Below are 19972 nucleotides of genomic sequence, written 5' to 3'. Positions count from 1 at the left end.
CAAGCTTCTTAATGGGCGACACTTTTTTGTATGCCAACACACAACGCTTAGTGCGTAATGAGTTTCACCTCTCCCGCCGTGCCACAAAATTCGGGCGCATACACGCAACTGACTGTGGCAACACCTGTGGCAAATTGGCCGGTGCGGTCAACGAACAGTTCCTCTGCAAACTGGTGGGTGCCTTTGCGCACTTTCTCTACAAAGTAGTCGGTAGCGGCATCGTGCACAGCGCGATATGCAGGCAGTGCCATGTTCCAGGCATATCCCGACAGAGGCTGGGCCGGTTGCAAACAAGCCGGACGCGAGGCTGAGAGCGCCACAAAATCGTAGTCGCGGTCTGCTGTGATGGTAAATACCTGACGCACCCGGTCGCCCTTTGCCAACGTGGTTGTTCCATTCACAGCCACCCATTCGCCAGCCCGTTTCACCTCGAATTTGCGGGTCAGCAGCAAGCCCTTTCCTTCAGTTGACACACGCGATGCCGGGGCTGAGAAAGTGGCATACACACTACCCCACGACAAACCGTCGGTGCGCTTGTCCAGTCTGACAGTCGTGGCACCAGTGGCCGAAGCGTCTGTGTAAGTTTGCTTGAAATAACCAACCGTTTGTGGCACACTACTCTGGCTCTTGGCATTAAAGCCCACCACCTTGTTACGATTATAGAGCGTGTAATACACCGGAGTCTTTTCAGCTAAAGGCATCACACCTTGCTGTTTGCCACCCGTGGCAAGCAACGCATACACCGCATCGGCCGAGGCGCGCGAGGTTTCCCACATCTGCGTACGCTTGGCCTGCAACAGCCACAAGCGCATTTCGTCCGCCGCCATTTCATGGCCCAAGGTGTGCAGCGCCTCAATAGCCATACACTGGGTAGGAATGCGGTATGAGCGCCACGACCACTCTGCGCGTGGCGTGTCAAACCAGCGTCCCATGCTGTCCTTCGTCACCGTATGTTCCAACAAGCTTTTCAGTAGCAATTCGGCCTCAGCCTTTTTGCCATAATGGGCCATCACCTGCACCGCCACCGCCTTGCCATACATGGTAAATTCCTGGTTCTGCAAAGCGGCACGCGCCACGAGGTACGACGCATTGTCGTCAAGTTTGTCACCCGTCAGAGTGAGCAAATACAAATAGCGCATAGTCAGTTCACCCGGTAGCACCTTGTGCCCGGTTTCCTTTTCCGCACGTTTCATTTCGCGTACCACACCGGCTATATACTGCTTGAGCCAATCCATGGCCTGTGCCAACTGCCTGTGCCCCTGCTGGCAACTCGTCAAGTTTTCCACACGTGCCAACAGTATGGCCACCTCCAGTGTAGTATAGGCATTGCCGCCCATGCCGGGATACCAGCAGTAAGCACCATCGGCCTGCTGCAAAGTCTTCAGTTTGTCAATGGCTGTAGCCATGCGTGCAGCCGTCAACTCCACATCAAACATTTGACGCAGAGCCTCGGCGCGCTCCTGTTCGGCAGCACCCTGCTGCAACCACGGCGTAAGGTCGGTCAGGCCCTCAGCCTTCAGTTTGGCCAGCGCATCAAGTTCTGCCGTGCTGCTGCCCGAGGCCAAAGCCTTGATTTCGGGATTATCGCGCACCACCTGCTGCCCAATGGCCAAGGCATAAAAGCGGGTGGCCCAATCGTTGGCACTGATGCAGCCATCGGTGCCCTGCAGTGCGGGTAGTGCCGTCACAGCGTACCAAGTGGGATTAGACGACACCTCTACACTCAACGCGCGGTGACTTGTCCCCTCCACATTAAACAGGGTGTCGGTGCGCAATGTCAGCACCCCCGCCTTTGTTTGTGAAAAAGGCAATGTGCGTGTCACCTGCACCTCGTTGGTCAACACGGGCAGGTAGTGCTCCTCGCCATCGGCAAAACCCTTGCCTTGGGCCATGGCACGGCACACCATCACCCCCTCGTTGCCCTTGGCTTGGTAGGGGAAAGTGTACACCCGGCTTTCGCCCGGCGCCAACGTCACCTTGGCATCGGCCTTGTAATACTGCTGGCCATTCACCGCATCACCAAGCGTCAGGGTGAGCGTGGCCGACACTGCCTTGTCCGACAAGTTGGTCACCTTCACGGGCAAATCGGTCGTGTCGCCCTGGCGCAAAAAGCGCGGCAAGGCGGGTTCTACCATAAAGTCCTTGCGCGCCACCACCGTGGTGTCGAGCCGTCCGTGGTTCATGTCGCGGTCGTGGGCCAATGCCGCAAAGTTCCACTGCGTCATACTTTCGGGCAGGGTGAATGCCATCACCACCTCGCCCTTGCTGTTGGTGCGCAGCGCCGGACGGAAATAAGCCGTTTCGGCAAAGTTGGTGCGTGGCGCAGCCGTTTGCAACGGTTGCGGTGCACCGCCAGCTGCTTCTTTCTTTTGATTGCTGCTTGCACTTTCAGCCGCACCCGCGTCGTACATATCCGTGGCCACATTGGCTTTGGCCAACATCATCATAGGTTTGTCCACCTCAAGCGTGGTCATGGTGCGCATACGGCGTGGACGAATGCCAGCCAAATCGTACACGCGTTCGTAATGGAACAAATCGTTGCGCCAACGGCTATACTGCACATCGGGCACTGACAGGCGCTTGTAGTCATACACCCCATACAATGCCAAACTGTGCACAGTCCAGTTTGTTTGCCACAAGGGTGACGGCAAATTGCGGTAAAAGTTCACGGCATAGTCGGCCCAAGTGTTTTTGACCAACGCGTCGAGCGAGGCATCATAAAGGCAGGCCATCATTTGCGCATCGGCCGGTGTGCCGTCGGGACGGGTTATTTGCACGCGCCACTCCTCTTGCTGTCCGGGTGTCAAACGCGAACGGAACGAGGTCCAATGCAGCAGCAAGCGCTTGTCGGGTTTAGGTTTTTCCACACTGACACTTTCCTCATAGAGTTGTCCGTGGCGCACCATGGCCAAACACAATACGGCACCATCGCCATACGCCTCTTTATAGTCGAAGGTCAGGTGCAGCAGTTCGTTGTTGAGCATGATGCGGCGACTCTCCACCACCCGGTTGCCTGCCACCACATCGTAAAACAAGCAAGCGTCCTTTTCGGTGGACCCTACCACCATGCGTGCCGCCGCGCCATCGTTGGCCGTTTCTTTGTAAAAGAAGAAGGGCTGGTTGGCCACCACGGGGGTGGTGTCGGTGTCGCGCAACAGGGTAAAGCTCACCGTGTCGGCTGCAGCCTCAGCAGTTTGCACACTCAGCGTGTACTGTGCCGAAGGCAACTGTGCCAGTTGGCTGATGGCAAGCGGTTCGCTGGTGTCGAACACACCGCGGGCCACCTCTGCCCCACCCCTGCGCAGCACAAATGTACCCTTTGCAGCCATATTCTCACCTTGCGCATTAAGCTGGCGTATGCCGAATGTGGGCAGCGCAGCACCCTGGCGGCGATAAATGGTTTGCGGCGCACTCACCTCGAGCCATGCCTTGCATGTGGCCACACTCAGCGTGGCCGAACCTTGTGCAGTCTCGCCATTGGGGGCTGTCACGGTGTAGTCCACCACATAAGCATAGCGGTTGTAACGCGGCAAGGCGGCATTGGCTTCATTTTCAGGGCTTTCGAGCAACACGGGCAATTTGAAGCGTCCCTCGGCATCGGTAGTGGTCTCACCGCTTTGCGGCGCCATCTCGTCATCGTTGTAAAAGAACCATGCTGTGCGGCGCACTGTGTACTGCACCCGGGCATCGGCCACTGCCACCCCGCTGTAGGTTTTGGCCTCGCCCTCCACCGTCACACTGTCGCCTAAGGCATAGGCTGTCTTGACTGGCTGCGTGGTGGCCGTAAAAGTTGGACGTTTATACGCCTCCACTCTGAAATAGTTGCGCCCCGACACACTGCGATTGTCCACGCTTATGCTGAAGCGTCCTGGCAGACAGGCTTGCGGCAGGTTGAACTCGCCACTCGCTGTGCCAAAGGCATCGGTCTGCACCAACAGGGTGTCCACCACCTTGCCGTTGGCATTACGCAATGTGGCTTTCAGTTGCAAGGCGGGCCGCACCCGGTGCACATCGCCCTCACGGGTAAAAGCCACTGCCGAAAAAGCCACCTTTTGGCCCGGTCGGTAAATGACGCGGTCGGTATATAGCTGCACACGCGTTTCGGCCCACTGCCGCTGGGTGTCATAATAGCGTATGTCGTTAATGTTGAACAACGGCGATGCGGCATCGGTGGCTGTGGTGGCGGCATAAAGCGTAGCATCATAGCGGTTGACGTCGGTTTGCAAACTGACATTGCCTTCGGCATCGGTGTCATACGTTCTTATCTGCCGCAACTTGTGGCTGCGGTTGTCGTAGCGGTAGGCGGTCAGCTGCACCCCCGTCACGGGGCGCCCCGTTTGGCTGTCTACCATGGTGATGCGGGTTTTGCCCCCGGGTGTGGCAAAGCGCACGGCGCTCAAACTGCTCACCGCCATGGTGCTACCCTCAAGCACCTTGCCATCGCCCACAAGCTCTACATAATAAACGCCCGGCACATTGGGCACTTCAAACCTCACGCTGTCGGTGCGCCAGGCATAGGGGGCGGTTTGCCCGGTCAGCTGCAGCCGCGTTATGGTGCAAGCGCCACTGCCGGCCTTTTTAGCCAAAGCCTTCAGCGCATCGTTATCGGCAGCATGCAGTTCGGCAGCCGATTTTGGCAAACGTGTCACCCGCAGTTCAACCTCACGCAAATGCCGCGTTGTGAAAGCGAGCGTCAACTGGCTGCCGGGGTAGCACACGCGCTGCAATCCATCGGCACTCACGGCCGGGGTGGTCATACGCGCCACAAAATTGCGCAATTCGTTGGCTGCAAGGCCTTTCTTGCTGAGGCTGATACCTTTTTCGGCCTGCGCCACCAGCACACTGTCGTTGTGTGCGGCATACGGTCCGTCGTCCTGCACATAGTTCGCTTGCAGGGCCACCATGGCTTCATAAATCTTGACACAACTGCCCGCGCCAGCATATTCGTCTGTCAGCTGGCACAAAGCTTTATAGTATGCGTTGTGCTCTATGCTACCCTTCACGCTGGCATTTTCGTAACGCTGTTCCAGTGCACGCAGCGACAGCAACAGGGCGGCATCGTTGGCATGGCGTGCCTTGTAGAAGGCGGCTACTTTCTCAGTCCACGCCTGTTTGTCGCCTTGTTTTGTCACGCCGCTCTCACAATAGTCGTTTAACACCACGTGCAACAAGTCGTTGTGGTAGCAAGCGCTGCCCTCATGTTTAGTAAACAAGGGCAAATAGTTATCCACCCGCGCATCGGCCAGTGCGTCGGGGTTGGTCAACGAGGCCTCATAGTGTGCCTTGGCCCGCTGTTGCAGGGCATCATACGCTAAGGTATTCCCGTCAATCACAAGCACTTGCCCATAGTTGGTTCCTTCATAGCATTTGGCCAGCGCCACATGCCACAGGGCTTGCATGGCGGGCTTTGTTTCGGCAGCCAGTGCAGCCTCCATGCGCTGCAACCAGGGTGCCACACTGTCGGCCGACAATTCGGCACCGAGCATACGCTGCGTGAGCATCACGCGCAGCAGCTGCGCGTCGTTGCCCTCGGCCACAGCCTTTTGCTGTATTTTGTTCACCACCTCAACGGCCGATTTGGGCAGGTCGTTGTCAACGTGTGCCTTGGCCTCCTGCCACAGTTTGTCATAACTCTGTGCCGGGGCGCCCATGCTTATGCCGAAGGCGGCTATTAGTGTTGTCATCTTGTTCATAAGGTGTGTTGTTGTCAATTATTCTATGTTATACCGTTGGTTGATTTTGGGAGTTAATGGGGTAACAAGCAAACTTGCTTGTGCATTATGCCGAGCCTCAACCTATGCAAATATAAATAATCCATGCACAATACTCCTTTCCGCTGTCGTTAAAAAACTCACTTTTATGTCTAAAGTCTGGAGCAGGAAAGCAGCAAAACACCATATATTTCTATAATTTGCCATAAGCTGTGCCGAAATATCATTATTTATAATGAGGCATACCACTACACAATGCCATATTTTTGCATATACATCTGTTACAAAATCAAAAGTTAACCAATTAACACCTAACACCACTATGCGATTACCCTTACCACACATTCTGGCTGCGCTGGCTATCTGCACTTTTTCGGCATATAGAGCCACTGCCGCCACCAACAACGACTACGACAACAATGGTGTCTTTGTACAAGGCGACTCATTAGCTGTTAAACTCACCCAAGCAGGCACCTTGCCCGATGTGCTTGATGCCTCTAACGTAAAAATATCAAGCATCAAACGCCTTAGATTGCAAGGCCCCATCAACTCTGTCGACATCAGCATGTTCAGCCAGGCAGACCCTGAATTTTCGGATCTACAGACCATTGACCTTTCTGATGCTATTCTGACACCTGATGGGGGACGCTATGCACATGGAGGCAGTGGAGGCGAAAGTGCCATCAGCGTGGACTACTACCTTTCGCCACAAGACACCGTCAAATTTGTACGAGAAGTGAGCAGTAACATGTTCGCATATTCGTGCCGCTACTACGATTGCTTTGACATGAATCTTAGCGGCGCATTCAAGGTGCAACGCAGCACGCTTCAAAAGCTCTATTTGCCCGCCAACCAAAAGAGTTTGGGCTACCAAATGGCATCTGACTGTGAATTACTTTCGGTTGTTACATGCTCTCCAAACATCAAAGAAGTAAAACAATATGCCTTTGATGACTGCAAATCGCTGACACATATCGACGGGTTAAAACCTGTATGTGTAGAGGAACACGCTTTCAGCAATAGCGGGCTTCAACGTTTGGACTTTAGTTTGCTTAAAAAGCTTGGTTCGGCAGCCTTTGTCAATACGCAAATTTTTGAAGCAGACCTTTCGGCCATCGACAGCATACCTGCTTACGCATTTTCTACCTGCGAGAATTTGAAGAATGTAAAGTTCTCAAGCAACTTGCGCTTTGTAGGCAAAGAAGCCTTTAGAGGCACGGCACTGACCGAACTGCCCGACTTTTCCTGCGTTGACAAAGTATGTAGCACCAGCTTTGCCGACACGCCGTGGATTCAAGCGCAATTCAAGGCCAACGGCGGCGTAGCCTATATGGGCAACCGCGCCATTGCAGCCGACTTGAACGTGAATGCGCCCAATCCGCTTATCATAAAAGAGGGTACAACCGAGATTAATGACGATTTTGCCCTAAGCTATACCGCCAAACGCGAAGTTGTACTGCCGCAGTCGCTGCGCCGTATCGGCCTCAGAGCTTTTTTCGGCACAAACATTACAGCAGTCAATCTGCCCGAAGGGTTGGAGGTTATTGACGGCCTCGCATTTAATGGTACAAAAATTGAAAGAGTAACCATACCTTCAACACTAAAGAAATGCTACGGCTTGAATAGTGATGAATTAAGAAGCATCACCATTCCCGACATTGAATGCGAATATGTTGACACGTTGGAAGACAAATGGGAAGGTGAATATTATAACACTGGCGACGGAATGTCGTTTTTTGACTGCCCCAAATTGCGCACTGTGAATTATTTGGCTCACAATCTGCCCGACGAAACAAGTCCACGGTTCGCGCCCGTAACATTTAATATTGGACCTAACGTACGACGTGTTCCTAACAAAATTTGCCAGATGGCGAAAAAATTGCAGACACTGAACTTCAAGGAACGTCCCGACAGTCTGCCACTCACCATCGGACAATCTGCTTTTTACGGCACTAATATCATCAACATACAGCTACCTGAATATGTGGACAGCATCGGTAATGAAGCGTTTGCTTTTTGCCAAACGCGCAACAAAGTCGACTTACCTGCTAACCTTAAATATATAGGCGAGTATGCATTTGAAAGCTGCTATGCAGACACTATATCAGTGCCTTGCAAAGATGCTTTTGTGGGCCAATCCGCATTCAAAGGCTGCTATTACCTCCAGCATGTTGACTACAATGTAACCAACACGCCTGCAATCCATCTTTTCCACAACTGTAATTCACTACAAAGCGTTAACGTAGGAGCTGACGTAAGGCGCCTACCTGAAGAAATCTTCAGCGGTTGTCCACAACTCTCAAAATTTGATTTTGAAGAGAGCAAGCTACCGCTTACCATTGGCGACCGCGCATTCGAAAGTTCTAAAGCCTTGGCAAAAAACTTCACCTTTCCCCTGCGCACCGACTCCATTGGCACAAGCGTGTTTGGAAACTGCTTATTCAACGAAATAACCATACCCGAAAATGTGCGCTATGTGGGCTGGATGCGCAATGACTCGCTGAAACACATCGTATGGAACGCACGAAATGGCGACATGTATACCGATGGCGATAAAACGATAGAACACGTAACCATCGGCCCGAAGGTTGAGAAACTACCTACCCGGCTGTTCTGCGGCATGAACAAACTGTCTGATATCGATTTCACGCCACGTACTGATGACACACCACTCGAAATAGGAGACTTTGCCTTCAGCGGTTGCCCTAATTTGCAACATGTCACAATACCTGAATTTGTAACACGCATTGGGTCAAGTGCCTATAAGGGTACCTTTGAAGGAAATTCAGGCGAGATGCGCACACTCGATTACCGCGCTCACAATGCCAAGTACGAGGCTGCCAACGCCCATGCGTCTATCTTGGGCCCATTCTCGTCACAAGACGAATTGCGCAAAATCATTATTGGCAAGAACGTGCTGCGCATGCCCGAATGCTTTGCACAAGATTGCGAAAATCTTGATAGCGTAATATTCGAGCCACGCGATGGCAACACCAATTTGGTAGTGATGCGCTGGGCCTTTGTGGGGTGTAATAAATTGAAATCCATTACCTTCCCCGAACACACCACCATGCTTGGCCAAATGCTTTTCGTGGACGGTGACTTACGCACAGTCAGTCTGCCATCAACAATGGGCACTATCTTCTACAACACATTCCAGGGTTGCCAGCTCGACACAATTTATGCCCACATGCCTTGGTACGACGGACAAGACAACATGACAATGGTTGGTGCAAGTCCCGACTGCTTTGATGGGCTCAAACCCAACCGTGGCACCATACTATGCGTGTACCCCGAATACGCACAGGCATACGCCAACCACCCAATATGGAGCCTTTGCACCATCAAGGGCATTGACGGCAGCGACGTGGACGTAACCTACCCCGCCGTAGGAATTAACAATACCGAAACAGATAATGCCCCTGACATGAGCACCCTGGGGGGCACCATCTACACACCATCGGGCCAACGCATCACGCAGCTGCAACATGGTGTGAACATTATACGCACGCAACAAGGCAAGGTGGTCAAGGTTCTGAAATGAGTGTGCACGCATTGACCTAAAAACCGCTTGTGCACTCCCCATACAGACTTTTGCAGCATTTTGTCTGCACTCTGCACTTTTGGGCGTAATAGCGTTGATAATCAAAGTAAAAAGTAGTGTAGGTAGCGTTCACAGCTATCTGCACTACTTTTGTTTTTTATTGCCGTTTGATAAAACGTGAACATACGACGGACTCGAACACCAAACGCTACCTCTAATGGGGGCGACGCGTCTCGCGTCGGGCATTTTTCAGCAGCCTCGTCCCGCGGGGAAATACAATGTTTCATACACTAACTGCTGGCTCACAGACAGCACTCATTACACGCCTGTCTGTAAGTCCTTGCTTTAATCCCGACGCGAGACGCGTCGCCCCCATTAGAGGTAGCGTTTGGTGCTTGAGACCATTAGCATGTATACGTTTCACCATACAGCTATATTTGTTTTTTTCTCTGCACGGGTGCAACACTTGTCTGCACGGTTTCGTCATTGTCTGCACTCATGGCCTGACGGCATGTGCCAATGGGATTTTTCGGTATAGGGGGAGCGGATTTTGAGTTTATCCGACACATTTTTCTGTCTGCCGTGACTGATATTACGGTCTGTCGTAACAGAACGGACGGCCTCATGCGTGTAGGTAGTGCAGATGGTAGTGTAGGTTATTTTGGGAGTTGCCTACACTACGTATTACACTGATTATCAATACAATTACGACTAGAAGTGCAGAATGCAGATAGTTTTACGAAATATAAAATGCGTGTACACGCGCGAGCCGAAATGCACAAAATGAAATGTGTGCTCGTACACCACACGGCAGGGCGATGCTGCCACTCAAACACCCGTAGTGTACCACAACACTTGGCAGACTGCTGCAAACTTTGATGCAAGAGCAAACCATATTTAACGCGTTGGCGGAATTAGTAAACAAGTTAACTCGTTAACCTGAAATTCTGCCAACGGGTATATTTAGCAAAATAGCCGCACACTTTTGGCATAAGTGTGCGAGGTTTTCCGTATCTTTGCACCCAAAAGAAGACCCGTTGGCAGAATAATGGGTTAACTCAACTTTCGGCCAACGCGCAAAATATCATGTGCAGGCACGCGCCTGTACCTTCACACATCAAACATTATGAGTGAACAACTGAAAAAGATTAAACAGCTCGTTGAGCTTCGCCAAAAGGCCCGCCTCGGTGGCGGCGAGAAGGCTATTGAAAAACAACATGCCAAAGGCAAGGCCACGGCTCGCGAACGCATCGAACTCTTGCTCGACAAGGGCTCTTTCGAAGAAATGGATATGTTCAAGCTCCACCGTTGCCACAACTTCGGCATGGAGAAGAAACAATTTTTGGGCGACGGTGTGGTAGCCGGCAGCGGTACCATCAATGGCCGTTTGGTATATGTGTTTGCACAGGATTTCACCGTTAACGGTGGTTCTCTGTCTGAAACCATGGCTCAGAAAATATGCAAGGTGATGGACCAGAGTATGAAGATGGGGGCACCCTGCATCGGTTTGAACGACTCGGGTGGCGCCCGCATTCAGGAGGGTATCAACGCCTTGGCCGGCTTTGGCGAGATATTCCAGCGCAACATCGAGGCTTCGGGTGTAGTACCCCAAATTTCGGGTATCTGCGGCCCTTGCGCCGGTGGTGCCGTTTACTCACCTGCACTGACCGACTTTGTGGTTATGCTCGAAGGCATCAGCTACATGTTCTTGACCGGCCCCAAGGTGGTTAAGACGGTGACTGGCGAGGACGTGACCCAGGAGGACCTTGGCGGTGCTGCCGTTCACTCTACCAAGAGCGGTGTGTGCCACTTTACTGCCAAAACAGAGGAGGAGTTTGCCGGCATTATCCGCAAATTGCTCTCATTCATTCCGCAAAACAACATGGAGCGTGCACCACGCATTGAATGCACCGACCCCATCGACCGCAAAGAGGACTTGCTGAACGAAATCATACCCGACAACCCCAACATGGCTTACGACATGTACAAGGTTATTGGTGCTGTGGTGGACAATGGCGAATTTATGGAGGTGCACCGCAACTTTGCACGCAACATCATTATCGGTTTTGCCCGTTTCAATGGCCAGAGCGTGGGTGTGGTGGCTAACCAACCCAGCGTTTATGCCGGTGTGCTCGACTGCAACGCATCGCGCAAGGCTGCACGCTTTGTACGTTTCTGCGACTGCTTCAACATTCCTATCGTGTCGTTGGTTGACGTGCCGGGCTTCTTGCCGGGTACGGGCCAGGAGTACAACGCGGTGATTGACCATGGTGCCAAACTGCTCTACGCTTATGGCGAAGCTACTGTGCCCAAAGTGACTGTGACTCTGCGCAAGAGCTATGGTGGTTCACACATTGTGATGGGTTGTAAGCAGCTCAAGGCCGACTTGAACTATGCTTGGCCTTCTGCCGAGATTGCCGTAATGGGTGCTTCGGGTGCCGTGGCCATTCTCGATGGCAAAGAGGCTAAGACGAAAGAGGACCCCAAGGCTTTCCTTGCCGAGAAGGAGAAGGAGTACAACGACCTCTTTACCAACCCGTACAAGGCTGCCGAATATGGCTACGTGGACGATGTGATCGAACCGCGTAACACACGTTTCCGCATCTGCCGCGCACTCGCACAGCTTGAAAACAAACGCGAAACTCGCCCGGCCAAGAAGCACGGCAATATTCCATTATAATAATATGCTAATGTCACGCGTTGGCGGAATTAGCAAACAGGGTGACAGGTTGACAAGTTAACAGGGTGACAGGTAAGTTTGCCAAGTTATATAAGCTGCTTACCTGTTAACCAGCCAACCAGTCAACACGTTAACCCAAAATTGCACCAACGGTACGCATCGGCACATTAACCCATTGGCAAATTAAATTGCAATGAAGACTTTTCAATATAAATTAGGTGAGCAGACCATCACTATCCGCCTGGACGAGAAGCAAGGCACCATAGCCGACTTTTTGGTTGATGGCTACCACACCAAACCCACCGAGGCCGAAATGCCGGCATACGCCGCTGCCATCTCGCTCGCACTCATTGAGCACGAAGTGGAGATTGTACACGACGACGAACCGGGTATTATCACTGTAAAAAATCATCGTACAAACTGGAATAACCCAGCCGAACTGATGACTCAAATCTAAACATAGCGCAATATTTAGCAATGAAACAATACAAATATACCATCAACGGTGCTCAGTTCGACGTGACCATCGACAGCATCGTAGGCTCGAAAGCTAAAGTCGAAGTGAACGGCATTCCTTTCGAGGTTGAAATGCAAGGCTCGTCTCTCGTTGAGGAGGCTCTGCCCACTGTAAGCACCGAGGCTGCTGCCGCTCCTGCTGCACCGGCTGCTGAACCGGCTGCTCCTGCTGCCGCCGCCAAGAGCGGTCCTGGCGCTGGCGCTCCCGTCAAGGCTCCGCTGCCTGGCGTTGTAACCAAAATATTGGTAAAGGAAGGCCAGAGCGTGAAGAAGGGCGAGACTGTACTCGTGCTCGAGGCTATGAAAATGGAAAACAACATTACAGCCGAGGCCGACGGTACTGTGACCGGCATCTGCGTTAGCGCTGGCGACAGCGTGATGGAGGGTACCACACTGATTACTATTGGCTAACGAGCTGGCGTATCAACTTTTGTTGAGCACTTGCTTCGCATAGCTGCTTATAAAGAGGGTATATCAAACCCCAATTAGTGCGAGCTGAATCATCGTGCAAGGCGAATGCAATCAAGCTTGCTTGAATTGCTGAGCCGCAGCCGATGATGTCAATAAAAGCCCAATGACTGTACATAGCCCTGGGCAAGCGATAGCGACACCCAGGGTTAATGTGTGTAGGAACAGTTGCGCCCTGTAAGGGCAAAAGTAATGATTATCATTCACTTTTGCCCTTACAGGGCGTCATTGCATCACGTTACGTATAACCCTGGGTGCCGCTTCGCTTGCCCAGGGCTATGAACAATCATTGGGCTTTCAGCTAGGGGGTTCAAAATCGGCATTAAAAGCGCGACCGATTTGGGGGACTTTTAAGATGTCTGAAACGCGCTGCACAAAACGCTAGAACCAAACGCAAGCACTAATGGGGGCGACGCGTCTCGCGTCGGGATAATGAAAAGGAAAGATACAAACTCTACTAAATAATAGCTGAATCTTTCCCCGACGCGAGACGCGTCGCCCCCATTAGAGGTAGCGTTTGGTGCTTGAGACCGTTCGCATGTTTACTTTTCACCGAACAGCCATAACAACGAATAGAAATCCCTAAAACGATCTCATTTTTGAAGCCAATTTTGAACGCCCTACCTTTCAGCCCGCACAAATTGAGGTTTGACACACCCTCTTGTTTTTTACCTTGCTTTGCCAAACGCACAATTAGACGTACTTTTGTATGACAAAAGACCGAATTAGATGACACACAAAGTATACAATTTTGGCGCAGGACCGGCCATGCTGCCCGACGAGGTGGTAGAGGCCACAGCACAGGCCGTGAGGGACTTTGATGGCATGGGGCTCTCGCTGATGGAGATTGGGCACCGCACACCACAGTTCAAAGCGGTGCTGGCCGAGGCGCAGAGTTTGATGAAGGAACTGCTCCATGTGCCCGAAGGTTACTCGGTGCTGTTTCTGGGTGGTGGTGCTCGTCTGCAGTTTGACATGATACCCATGAACCTGCTACGCCACAAGGCGGCTTACCTTGACAGCGGGCACTGGGCACACCAGGCCATGGACGAGGCACGACTGTGGGGCGAGGTGGTGAATGTGGCCTCATCGGCTAACGACAACTACACGTATGTGCCCTCGCAATTCAGCGTACCGGCCGATGCCGACTATCTGCACATTACCACCAACAATACCATTTACGGCACCGAACTGCGCAAGGACCTTGACGTGGGGGTGCCTTTGGTGGCGGACATGTCATCGGACATCTTGACACGTGACATTGACGTGGAGCGCTACGACATGATATACGGCGGCGCTCAAAAGAATTTGTCAATGGCTGGCACGACCTTTGTCATTGTGCGCAACGATGCCGTGGGCCGTACAGGGCGCAAATTGCCCGCCATGCTCGACTATGCCGTGCACATTGCTCACCAGTCGATGTACAACACGCCACCCATGCTGCCCATCTACACCGCACTGCAAACGCTGCGGTGGGTTAAGGCTCAAGGCGGGGTGACGGAGATGGAGCGCCGCGCCAAACGCCGTGCGGCACTGCTTTACGCTGAGGTGGACCGCAACAAGTTGTTCTGTGGTACGGCACGACGGGACGACCGCTCGCTCATGAATATTTGCTTTGTAATGAATAAGGCATACGCCCACCTGGCCGACGACTTTGCCAACTTTGCTGCCCAACGTGGCATTTATGCCATAAAAGGGCACCGTTCGGTGGGGGGATTTCGTGCCTCGTGCTACAATGCCATGCCGATAGAGGGGGTGCAGGCCCTGGTGGACTGCATGAAGGAGTTTGAAACTCTACACATCAACAACTGAACCACGTGATTATGAAAGAGCCACTCATATCGGTCATTGTGCTGACGTATAATCAAGAGGACACTATTGCCCGCACACTCGACTCGGTGCTTGCACAATGCTGCAGCGCGCCCTTCGAGGTGGTGGTGGGCGACGACTGTTCGACCGACGGCACACGACACATCTGCGAGGCTTATGCCAAGCAACACCCCGACACTATCAGACTGATGCCGGCCACTGCCAACAAGGGGGTGGTTGACAATTACTATGATTGCTTTGAGGCTTGCCGCGGCGAATACATTGCCGATTGTGCTGGCGATGACTTCTGGACGGATAAATACAAACTTGAAAAGGAATGGAAGGTGCTGGCGGCTAATGCCAACGTGACCGTGGTGCACACTAACTGGAACAGGTATTACGAGGACACCAAACGCGAGGTGGCAAACAAGGAAACGCCTTTTGCGAGCCCTATCACACGCGGCTCGCTGATGCTCGAAAGCATTATTACTCAAACTACTGCCCCGGTCATTCACCTTTGCACCGCCATGTACCGCGCAAAGGTGTTGAGAGACTTTTACAATACCAACCGCGCACTGCTGCGCAACAAGGAATTTGGCTGCGAGGATTTGCAGATAGCCTTTGTACTCGCCCACCAAGGCGACGTGGCTTATCTGCCCGAAACAACGCTTGACTACAGCGTTGGACACACTTCGGTGTCGTGCTTGCCCGACAGTGCGCAACAATTCAGATTTGTACAACGCACTGCTTCGCTGTCGTGGTTGTTGGCCTCGCATTTTAACCTTGACACACCACGCACAAGGGCTTTCTTTGCCCTGAAATCGTACGAACTGCTGATGCACGCTTTCAGGTGTCACAACACGGCATTGAGGAGCGAGGCATTGGAATATGCCAACGAATGGCGAGTTGCACTGGGCAAGAAGGCGAGGTGTGTGATGTGGGTCACTAAATATCCGCTTATGTGGCGGGCGGCCTTGCTACTGCGCAAGGGGTTGGTGGGGCTTAAACGTGTCATGCACCCGCTCAAATAATTGCGACAGTTGTTTGCCCACACTGTCATACGAGGCCATATCTGCCACCTGTGCAGATATGGCTTTGCCGTTAAAATGAGGCTGGTGCAGGGCTTTGTAAAGTTGTGTGCACAACGATGCGGCATTGTCTGTCTGGCCAACAAAGCAACCACCGTCAATGCGCTCGCATTGCGGCACCACTTCGGTGCTGACCACGGGTATACCGGTGCTCATGGCCTCGAGTAAAACGAGTGGTTGCACCTCGCCACGGGTGGCAAGCATCAGGCAACGGCTGTGATAGAGTATGCTGCGCACCCCCTCACGGTCGACCTGCCCATACGCTTCGACTATGCCGTCGAGGGCATTTTGGTGTATCAGGCTCTGCATGGCATCCGAATCGGTGCCACGGCCAGCTATAATGAGTTGTATGTTTTTGTCGTGTTTTTCTTTATAAAGGCGTATGGCCTCGAACAATATGTCATACCCCTTGCGGTGTATAAAGTCGGCCACACAGCATACCACGGTAGGTGCGCTGCCGCAAACAGGCCGCTCTTTGTAGGCATAGAACGTGGTGTCGATGGCATTTGACACAGCGGTCCAGCGGTATGCCTTGCCATAATAAGGCGCCAGTTCGTCAACCAGTTCGGCCGCCACGGGTATGACCATGGCGGCATTTTCGTATGCACGTCTGAGCAAGGGTATTTGCCACGATTGCGCACCCTGGCTTCCGAACCCTCGTTCGTGTATAGACTTGGGCAGATGCTCGGTTATGACATAAGGTATGCCATATTTGTTGGCCACTAACATGGCGGCATAGCCGGCCCAGGCACAGCAGTGGGCGTGCAGCATGTCGGGTTTGCCATAACGGCGCACATAGGCATCAGCCATACGCTGCACCATGCGACACCAACGGCGCGCATTGAGTTTGTTGAGTGCTGGCAGACTGCGCACCTCACACCGCATCACCTCTATGCCGTCCATCATCACATTGTAAGGGCGGCGCGAGGCACGCAGATATAATTTGGGGGTGAGCCGGGCACTGACATTGAGGGCGGCTATCACCCTTACCACATGACCTTGAGCTACCAGTGCTTTGCTTTGGTCTATGCAGAAATGACCACCATAGGGGGGAAAGAACGAGGGTATCTCTAATATGTGCATAGGTGGAATGTGAGGGAGTGATTGAGGACTGGGTAACGTTGCGTCAGAGCACACTGCGCTCTAATGGGGGGCGAGGTGGGACGAGACTGCTGAAAAACCGACGCGGGACGAGGTTGCTGAAAAATTCCCCGACGCGAGACGCGTCGCCCCCATTAGAGTTAGCGTTTCTTCAAGCATCAAACACTAACACCAAACGCTACCTCTAAGCGCTACTACTAAACGCTTGCTCTAATGGGGACGACGCGTCTCGTGTCGGGGTATTTTTCAACAGTCTCGTCCCGCGTCGGCCTTTACAGCAGCCTTGGTACGCGTCGCCCCCATTAGTGCTCGCGTCTTAAACTTATTGCTTATGCAAAGAGTCGTTGTGAGTGGCATGCGTGGGGTGCGAACCCGTAGCGGGTGTGGTGTTCTCGGTTGCCGGAGCTGCAGTCTCTTCACCCTCTGCCGCATTCTTTGCAGCCTCTTGTTGCTCTTTGCGCTTTTTGTAACGCTGCCAATACAACCACCGTGCATGGCGCACAGAATCTTGTATGCGCAAGCTATCCTCGTGGGTCAACACGTTAACCATGGTGTCACGCTCGACGGGTTTGGGCTTTGGCAGGGTGTCGGCAGCTATGACGGGTGCCGGCTCTTCATCGTGCCCCCAACCGCCAAGGAGAGGTGTCCACAACTGATAACTTGCCGCCGCACCAATCACTACCACTGCCAAGAGCACCCACAGCGCATAACGCTTGCACCATGCACCCACACGGCGCGCCGTGTGATTGGGGTGCTTGCGACGCGGTTGTTTGCGGCGCGGCATAATGGGTTCTGAGCGCAACGGGGCATCGTCGTCTGGCATATCGGGGTGTTGCTCTGGCTCAGGCACCGGCTCGGGTTCTGGCGCCGCAGTGCTGGCTGGAGTAGCCTCAACCGCAGTATCTTCATGCTGCTCGTCTGCCACAGAGACTGGCGTTGCAGGCGTTTCGGATGTTGCAGTTACAGGCTCTGGCGAGTCGTAGGTAAAGCCCACCGGCAAGCGGGGCGGAATGTTGGTGGTACGACTTTCGCTCGGCGTAAAGTTTGAGGCGTGAAGTCGCGGTTCGTTGGTAGCGGCATCATTCGGCTGTTCGTGCTTTGCCGCGTCATTATGCAGTTCTTTGTCTTCCTTCATTGTTAATCAAGTATTATCTTTATCTCACCACAAAGTAGATGGTATCGCCATGTCCTGTGCCTACCCCATTGCGGGCATAGGCCACAGCGTAATATGTGCCCTTGCCCAACGAGTCGGTATAAGCACTAAAGGTGTTAGCCGTATCGGCCACTACCTTGCCGCGCAATGTGTCATTGCCATACTCAAAGCCACACTCACGCAACGAGCTGTTAGGCGAAGTTAGTACAGCACCAGTCAGTAGCACAGAGTCGCCCGTCTGGGCCGCTGTACCTGTCTGCACAGTGGGGGCAAAGGGTTGTTCGCCACTGCGGTCCTCACCACAAGCGGCCACAAGCACTATGCTGAACAATAATATATATATGAGTGATTTCATTTTGCGTTCTAATATTATATTTACACGCTGGCGGAATTTAGTTAACGGGTTTACAGGTTGACAGGTTTACAGGTTTACAGGTAAGTTTGCCAAGTTCTATGGTTTCTTAACTGGACAAGTAGTCTGAGACATACTTACTCGTCAACTTGTCAACTCGTCAACTTGTCAACTCGTCAACCTATATTATGTACTACGAAGTGCAGTACTTTTCGGGTGCTTTCCGTCACACGCAGACGCTCATCGCAACGTTCACCTATCAACCATACAATGCCGCGTTCATCGGCCAGCACCATGGCCAGTCGTTTGTCGAGCCGGGTGAAATGATGATTGGTCATGTAATCGCTCAACAACTGGCTACCGCCCTTCATGCCAAAGGGGGTGAAACGGTCGCCCTCTGCCACCGGACGCAATGTCAACTGCCCACACACGGCATCGACATCTATTTTAATTTCATTGCGTGCACACTTCAACGACAGGTCTTTGTTGTACGTCACCAGCCGGTTAATTATGCTCAATGAACCGCCAATGATGTCCTCTGAACACAGACATTCTGATTTGCTTCGGAATATGGTCTCAGCCTTTATTGTGCGAGGCACCGGACCGAATATGAGCAAGTCTTCGCTACGTGTTACATACCCCTGTTCGTTTTCAATCACGCCCCCGACACCCATACTCAGCGCATCACGCACTTGGGCGTCGGAAAAAGCATAAGGCATAAGCAGTTCGCGCAATATGGCATGGGCAAAGCGGTGCTGCCTTAGCGCTGCATAGCCTATTTGCTTATATCTCTTGTGTTGTGCCACATTAGTCAAACCGCATTGGGTGGCCATGTCATGCACACTCGACTGGTAGATGTCGTTGGCCTCTGTCAAGTTCTTGGCCATTTGGTTGAGTGTGCGAATGATTTGTGGATTGATGGTCTGCAACAAAGGCAAAACCTCATGGCGCAATTTGTTGCGGCGATAATGCGTATCGGCATTGGTACTGTCGGTTACATAAGTTTGGGCGGCCTTGTCAAGATATTGTAATATATCGGCTTTGGTCCACTCCAACAATGGGCGGTATATGGCAAAACCTTGTTTGCGGCTCATGCGCTGCATGCCAGCAAGTCCTTGCAACCCCGTGCCGCGCAACAGATTGAGCAACAGAGTTTCGGCATTATCCTCCTGATGATGCCCCACTGCTACGGCGTCAAAGCCAAGGTCTCTAATCATTGCGTTGAACCACTCGTAGCGCAAGCGGCGGGCTGCCATCTCGATGCTCTCGCCAGTCTTTTCGACTTCAGCTTGAGTGTCGAAGTGTTTCACGAAGAGCTTTACACCGCGCTGCAGGCACAGTTGGCGCACAAATTCTTCATCGCGGTCGCTCTCGTCGCCGCGCAAATGAAAGTTGCAGTGTGCTGCCGCCCCTACCTCACCCTTTTCAAGTAAAGTGAGCAGTAAGCACACCGAATCGGCTCCGCCCGAAAGGGCTACTAAATATTGTGGTCTCACGTTTGTCATGTGTCAGGAGTGTGAGGTTGTAATTTGAGACAAATTGAACAATAG

11 protein-coding genes are annotated in these 19972 nt (G+C 52.7%); 6 read left to right on the top strand and 5 right to left on the bottom strand.

Going from position 1 to position 19972, the window contains the following annotated elements; translation table 11 throughout:
- Positions 1-47: 47 nt before the first annotated feature.
- Positions 48-5693 carry an alpha-2-macroglobulin family protein gene (locus tag BQ5453_RS03795; protein ID WP_071122221.1) on the bottom strand — a complete coding sequence of 1882 codons (5646 nt, stop codon included), beginning with the start codon at positions 5691-5693 and terminating at the stop codon, positions 48-50.
- Between the two features lie 340 nt (positions 5694-6033).
- Between BQ5453_RS03795 and BQ5453_RS03790 the strand changes: the two genes are divergently transcribed.
- From BQ5453_RS03790 to BQ5453_RS03760, 6 genes are all read left to right on the top strand, one after another.
- Entirely contained in the window at positions 6034-9255 is a 3222-nt protein-coding gene (locus tag BQ5453_RS03790) for a leucine-rich repeat domain-containing protein (RefSeq protein ID WP_071122220.1), read from the top strand.
- 1126 nt (positions 9256-10381) lie between these two features.
- Positions 10382-11935: an acyl-CoA carboxylase subunit beta gene (locus BQ5453_RS03785; RefSeq protein ID WP_071122219.1), complete on the top strand. Its 1554-nt coding sequence runs from the start codon at positions 10382-10384 to the stop codon at positions 11933-11935.
- A gap of 193 nt (positions 11936-12128) precedes the next feature.
- Positions 12129-12392, top strand: coding sequence for a hypothetical protein (locus tag BQ5453_RS14435; protein ID WP_022101906.1), 264 nt, complete (start codon positions 12129-12131; stop codon positions 12390-12392).
- A 20-nt stretch (positions 12393-12412) separates the two neighbouring features.
- Positions 12413-12862, top strand: coding sequence for a biotin/lipoyl-containing protein (locus tag BQ5453_RS03775; RefSeq protein WP_071122218.1), 450 nt, complete (start codon positions 12413-12415; stop codon positions 12860-12862).
- Positions 12863-13648: 786 nt separating this feature from the next.
- Entirely contained in the window at positions 13649-14731 is a 1083-nt protein-coding gene (serC, locus tag BQ5453_RS03765) for a 3-phosphoserine/phosphohydroxythreonine transaminase (protein ID WP_071122216.1), read from the top strand.
- 11 nt (positions 14732-14742) lie between these two features.
- On the top strand, positions 14743-15759 hold the full coding sequence (locus BQ5453_RS03760; RefSeq protein ID WP_071122215.1) for a glycosyltransferase family 2 protein: 1017 nt from the start codon (positions 14743-14745) through the stop codon (positions 15757-15759).
- On the opposite strand, the gene BQ5453_RS03755 is transcribed toward BQ5453_RS03760, so the two are convergent.
- From BQ5453_RS03755 to tilS, 4 genes are all read right to left on the bottom strand, one after another.
- Positions 15706-16899: a glycosyltransferase gene (locus tag BQ5453_RS03755; protein WP_071122214.1), complete on the bottom strand. Its 1194-nt coding sequence runs from the start codon at positions 16897-16899 to the stop codon at positions 15706-15708. The genes BQ5453_RS03760 and BQ5453_RS03755 overlap by 54 nt on opposite strands.
- Positions 16900-17239: 340 nt before the next feature.
- Entirely contained in the window at positions 17240-18052 is an 813-nt protein-coding gene (locus BQ5453_RS03750) for a hypothetical protein (protein WP_071122213.1), read from the bottom strand.
- A gap of 19 nt (positions 18053-18071) precedes the next feature.
- Positions 18072-18425: a hypothetical protein gene (locus BQ5453_RS03745; protein ID WP_022101911.1), complete on the bottom strand. Its 354-nt coding sequence runs from the start codon at positions 18423-18425 to the stop codon at positions 18072-18074.
- 173 nt (positions 18426-18598) lie between these two features.
- The gene (gene tilS, locus BQ5453_RS03740) at positions 18599-19927 is read right to left on the bottom strand and encodes a tRNA lysidine(34) synthetase TilS (protein WP_071122212.1); all 1329 of its coding nucleotides are present in this window, start codon (positions 19925-19927) and stop codon (positions 18599-18601) included.
- Positions 19928-19972: the final 45 nt, after the last annotated feature.

The sequence above is a fragment of the Prevotellamassilia timonensis genome (assembly GCF_900106785.1).
Classification (GTDB): domain Bacteria; phylum Bacteroidota; class Bacteroidia; order Bacteroidales; family Bacteroidaceae; genus Alloprevotella; species Alloprevotella timonensis.
This window is presented reverse-complemented; position numbering and strand designations above follow the sequence as displayed.

Excerpts from the sequence above, each read along its gene's own strand:
- BQ5453_RS03795 (WP_071122221.1), bottom strand. The coding sequence starts at position 5,693 with ATGAACAAGATGACAACACTAATAGCCGCCTTCGGCATAAGCATGGGC.
- BQ5453_RS14435 (WP_022101906.1), top strand. The coding sequence starts at position 12,129 with ATGAAGACTTTTCAATATAAATTAGGTGAGCAGACCATCACTATCCGC.
- BQ5453_RS03755 (WP_071122214.1), bottom strand. The coding sequence starts at position 16,899 with ATGCACATATTAGAGATACCCTCGTTCTTTCCCCCCTATGGTGGTCAT.
- BQ5453_RS03790 (WP_071122220.1), top strand. The coding sequence starts at position 6,034 with ATGCGATTACCCTTACCACACATTCTGGCTGCGCTGGCTATCTGCACT.
- tilS (WP_071122212.1), bottom strand. The coding sequence starts at position 19,927 with ATGACAAACGTGAGACCACAATATTTAGTAGCCCTTTCGGGCGGAGCC.
- serC (WP_071122216.1), top strand. The coding sequence starts at position 13,649 with ATGACACACAAAGTATACAATTTTGGCGCAGGACCGGCCATGCTGCCC.
- BQ5453_RS03785 (WP_071122219.1), top strand. The coding sequence starts at position 10,382 with ATGAGTGAACAACTGAAAAAGATTAAACAGCTCGTTGAGCTTCGCCAA.
- BQ5453_RS03750 (WP_071122213.1), bottom strand. The coding sequence starts at position 18,052 with ATGAAGGAAGACAAAGAACTGCATAATGACGCGGCAAAGCACGAACAG.
- BQ5453_RS03745 (WP_022101911.1), bottom strand. The coding sequence starts at position 18,425 with ATGAAATCACTCATATATATATTATTGTTCAGCATAGTGCTTGTGGCC.
- BQ5453_RS03775 (WP_071122218.1), top strand. The coding sequence starts at position 12,413 with ATGAAACAATACAAATATACCATCAACGGTGCTCAGTTCGACGTGACC.
- BQ5453_RS03760 (WP_071122215.1), top strand. The coding sequence starts at position 14,743 with ATGAAAGAGCCACTCATATCGGTCATTGTGCTGACGTATAATCAAGAG.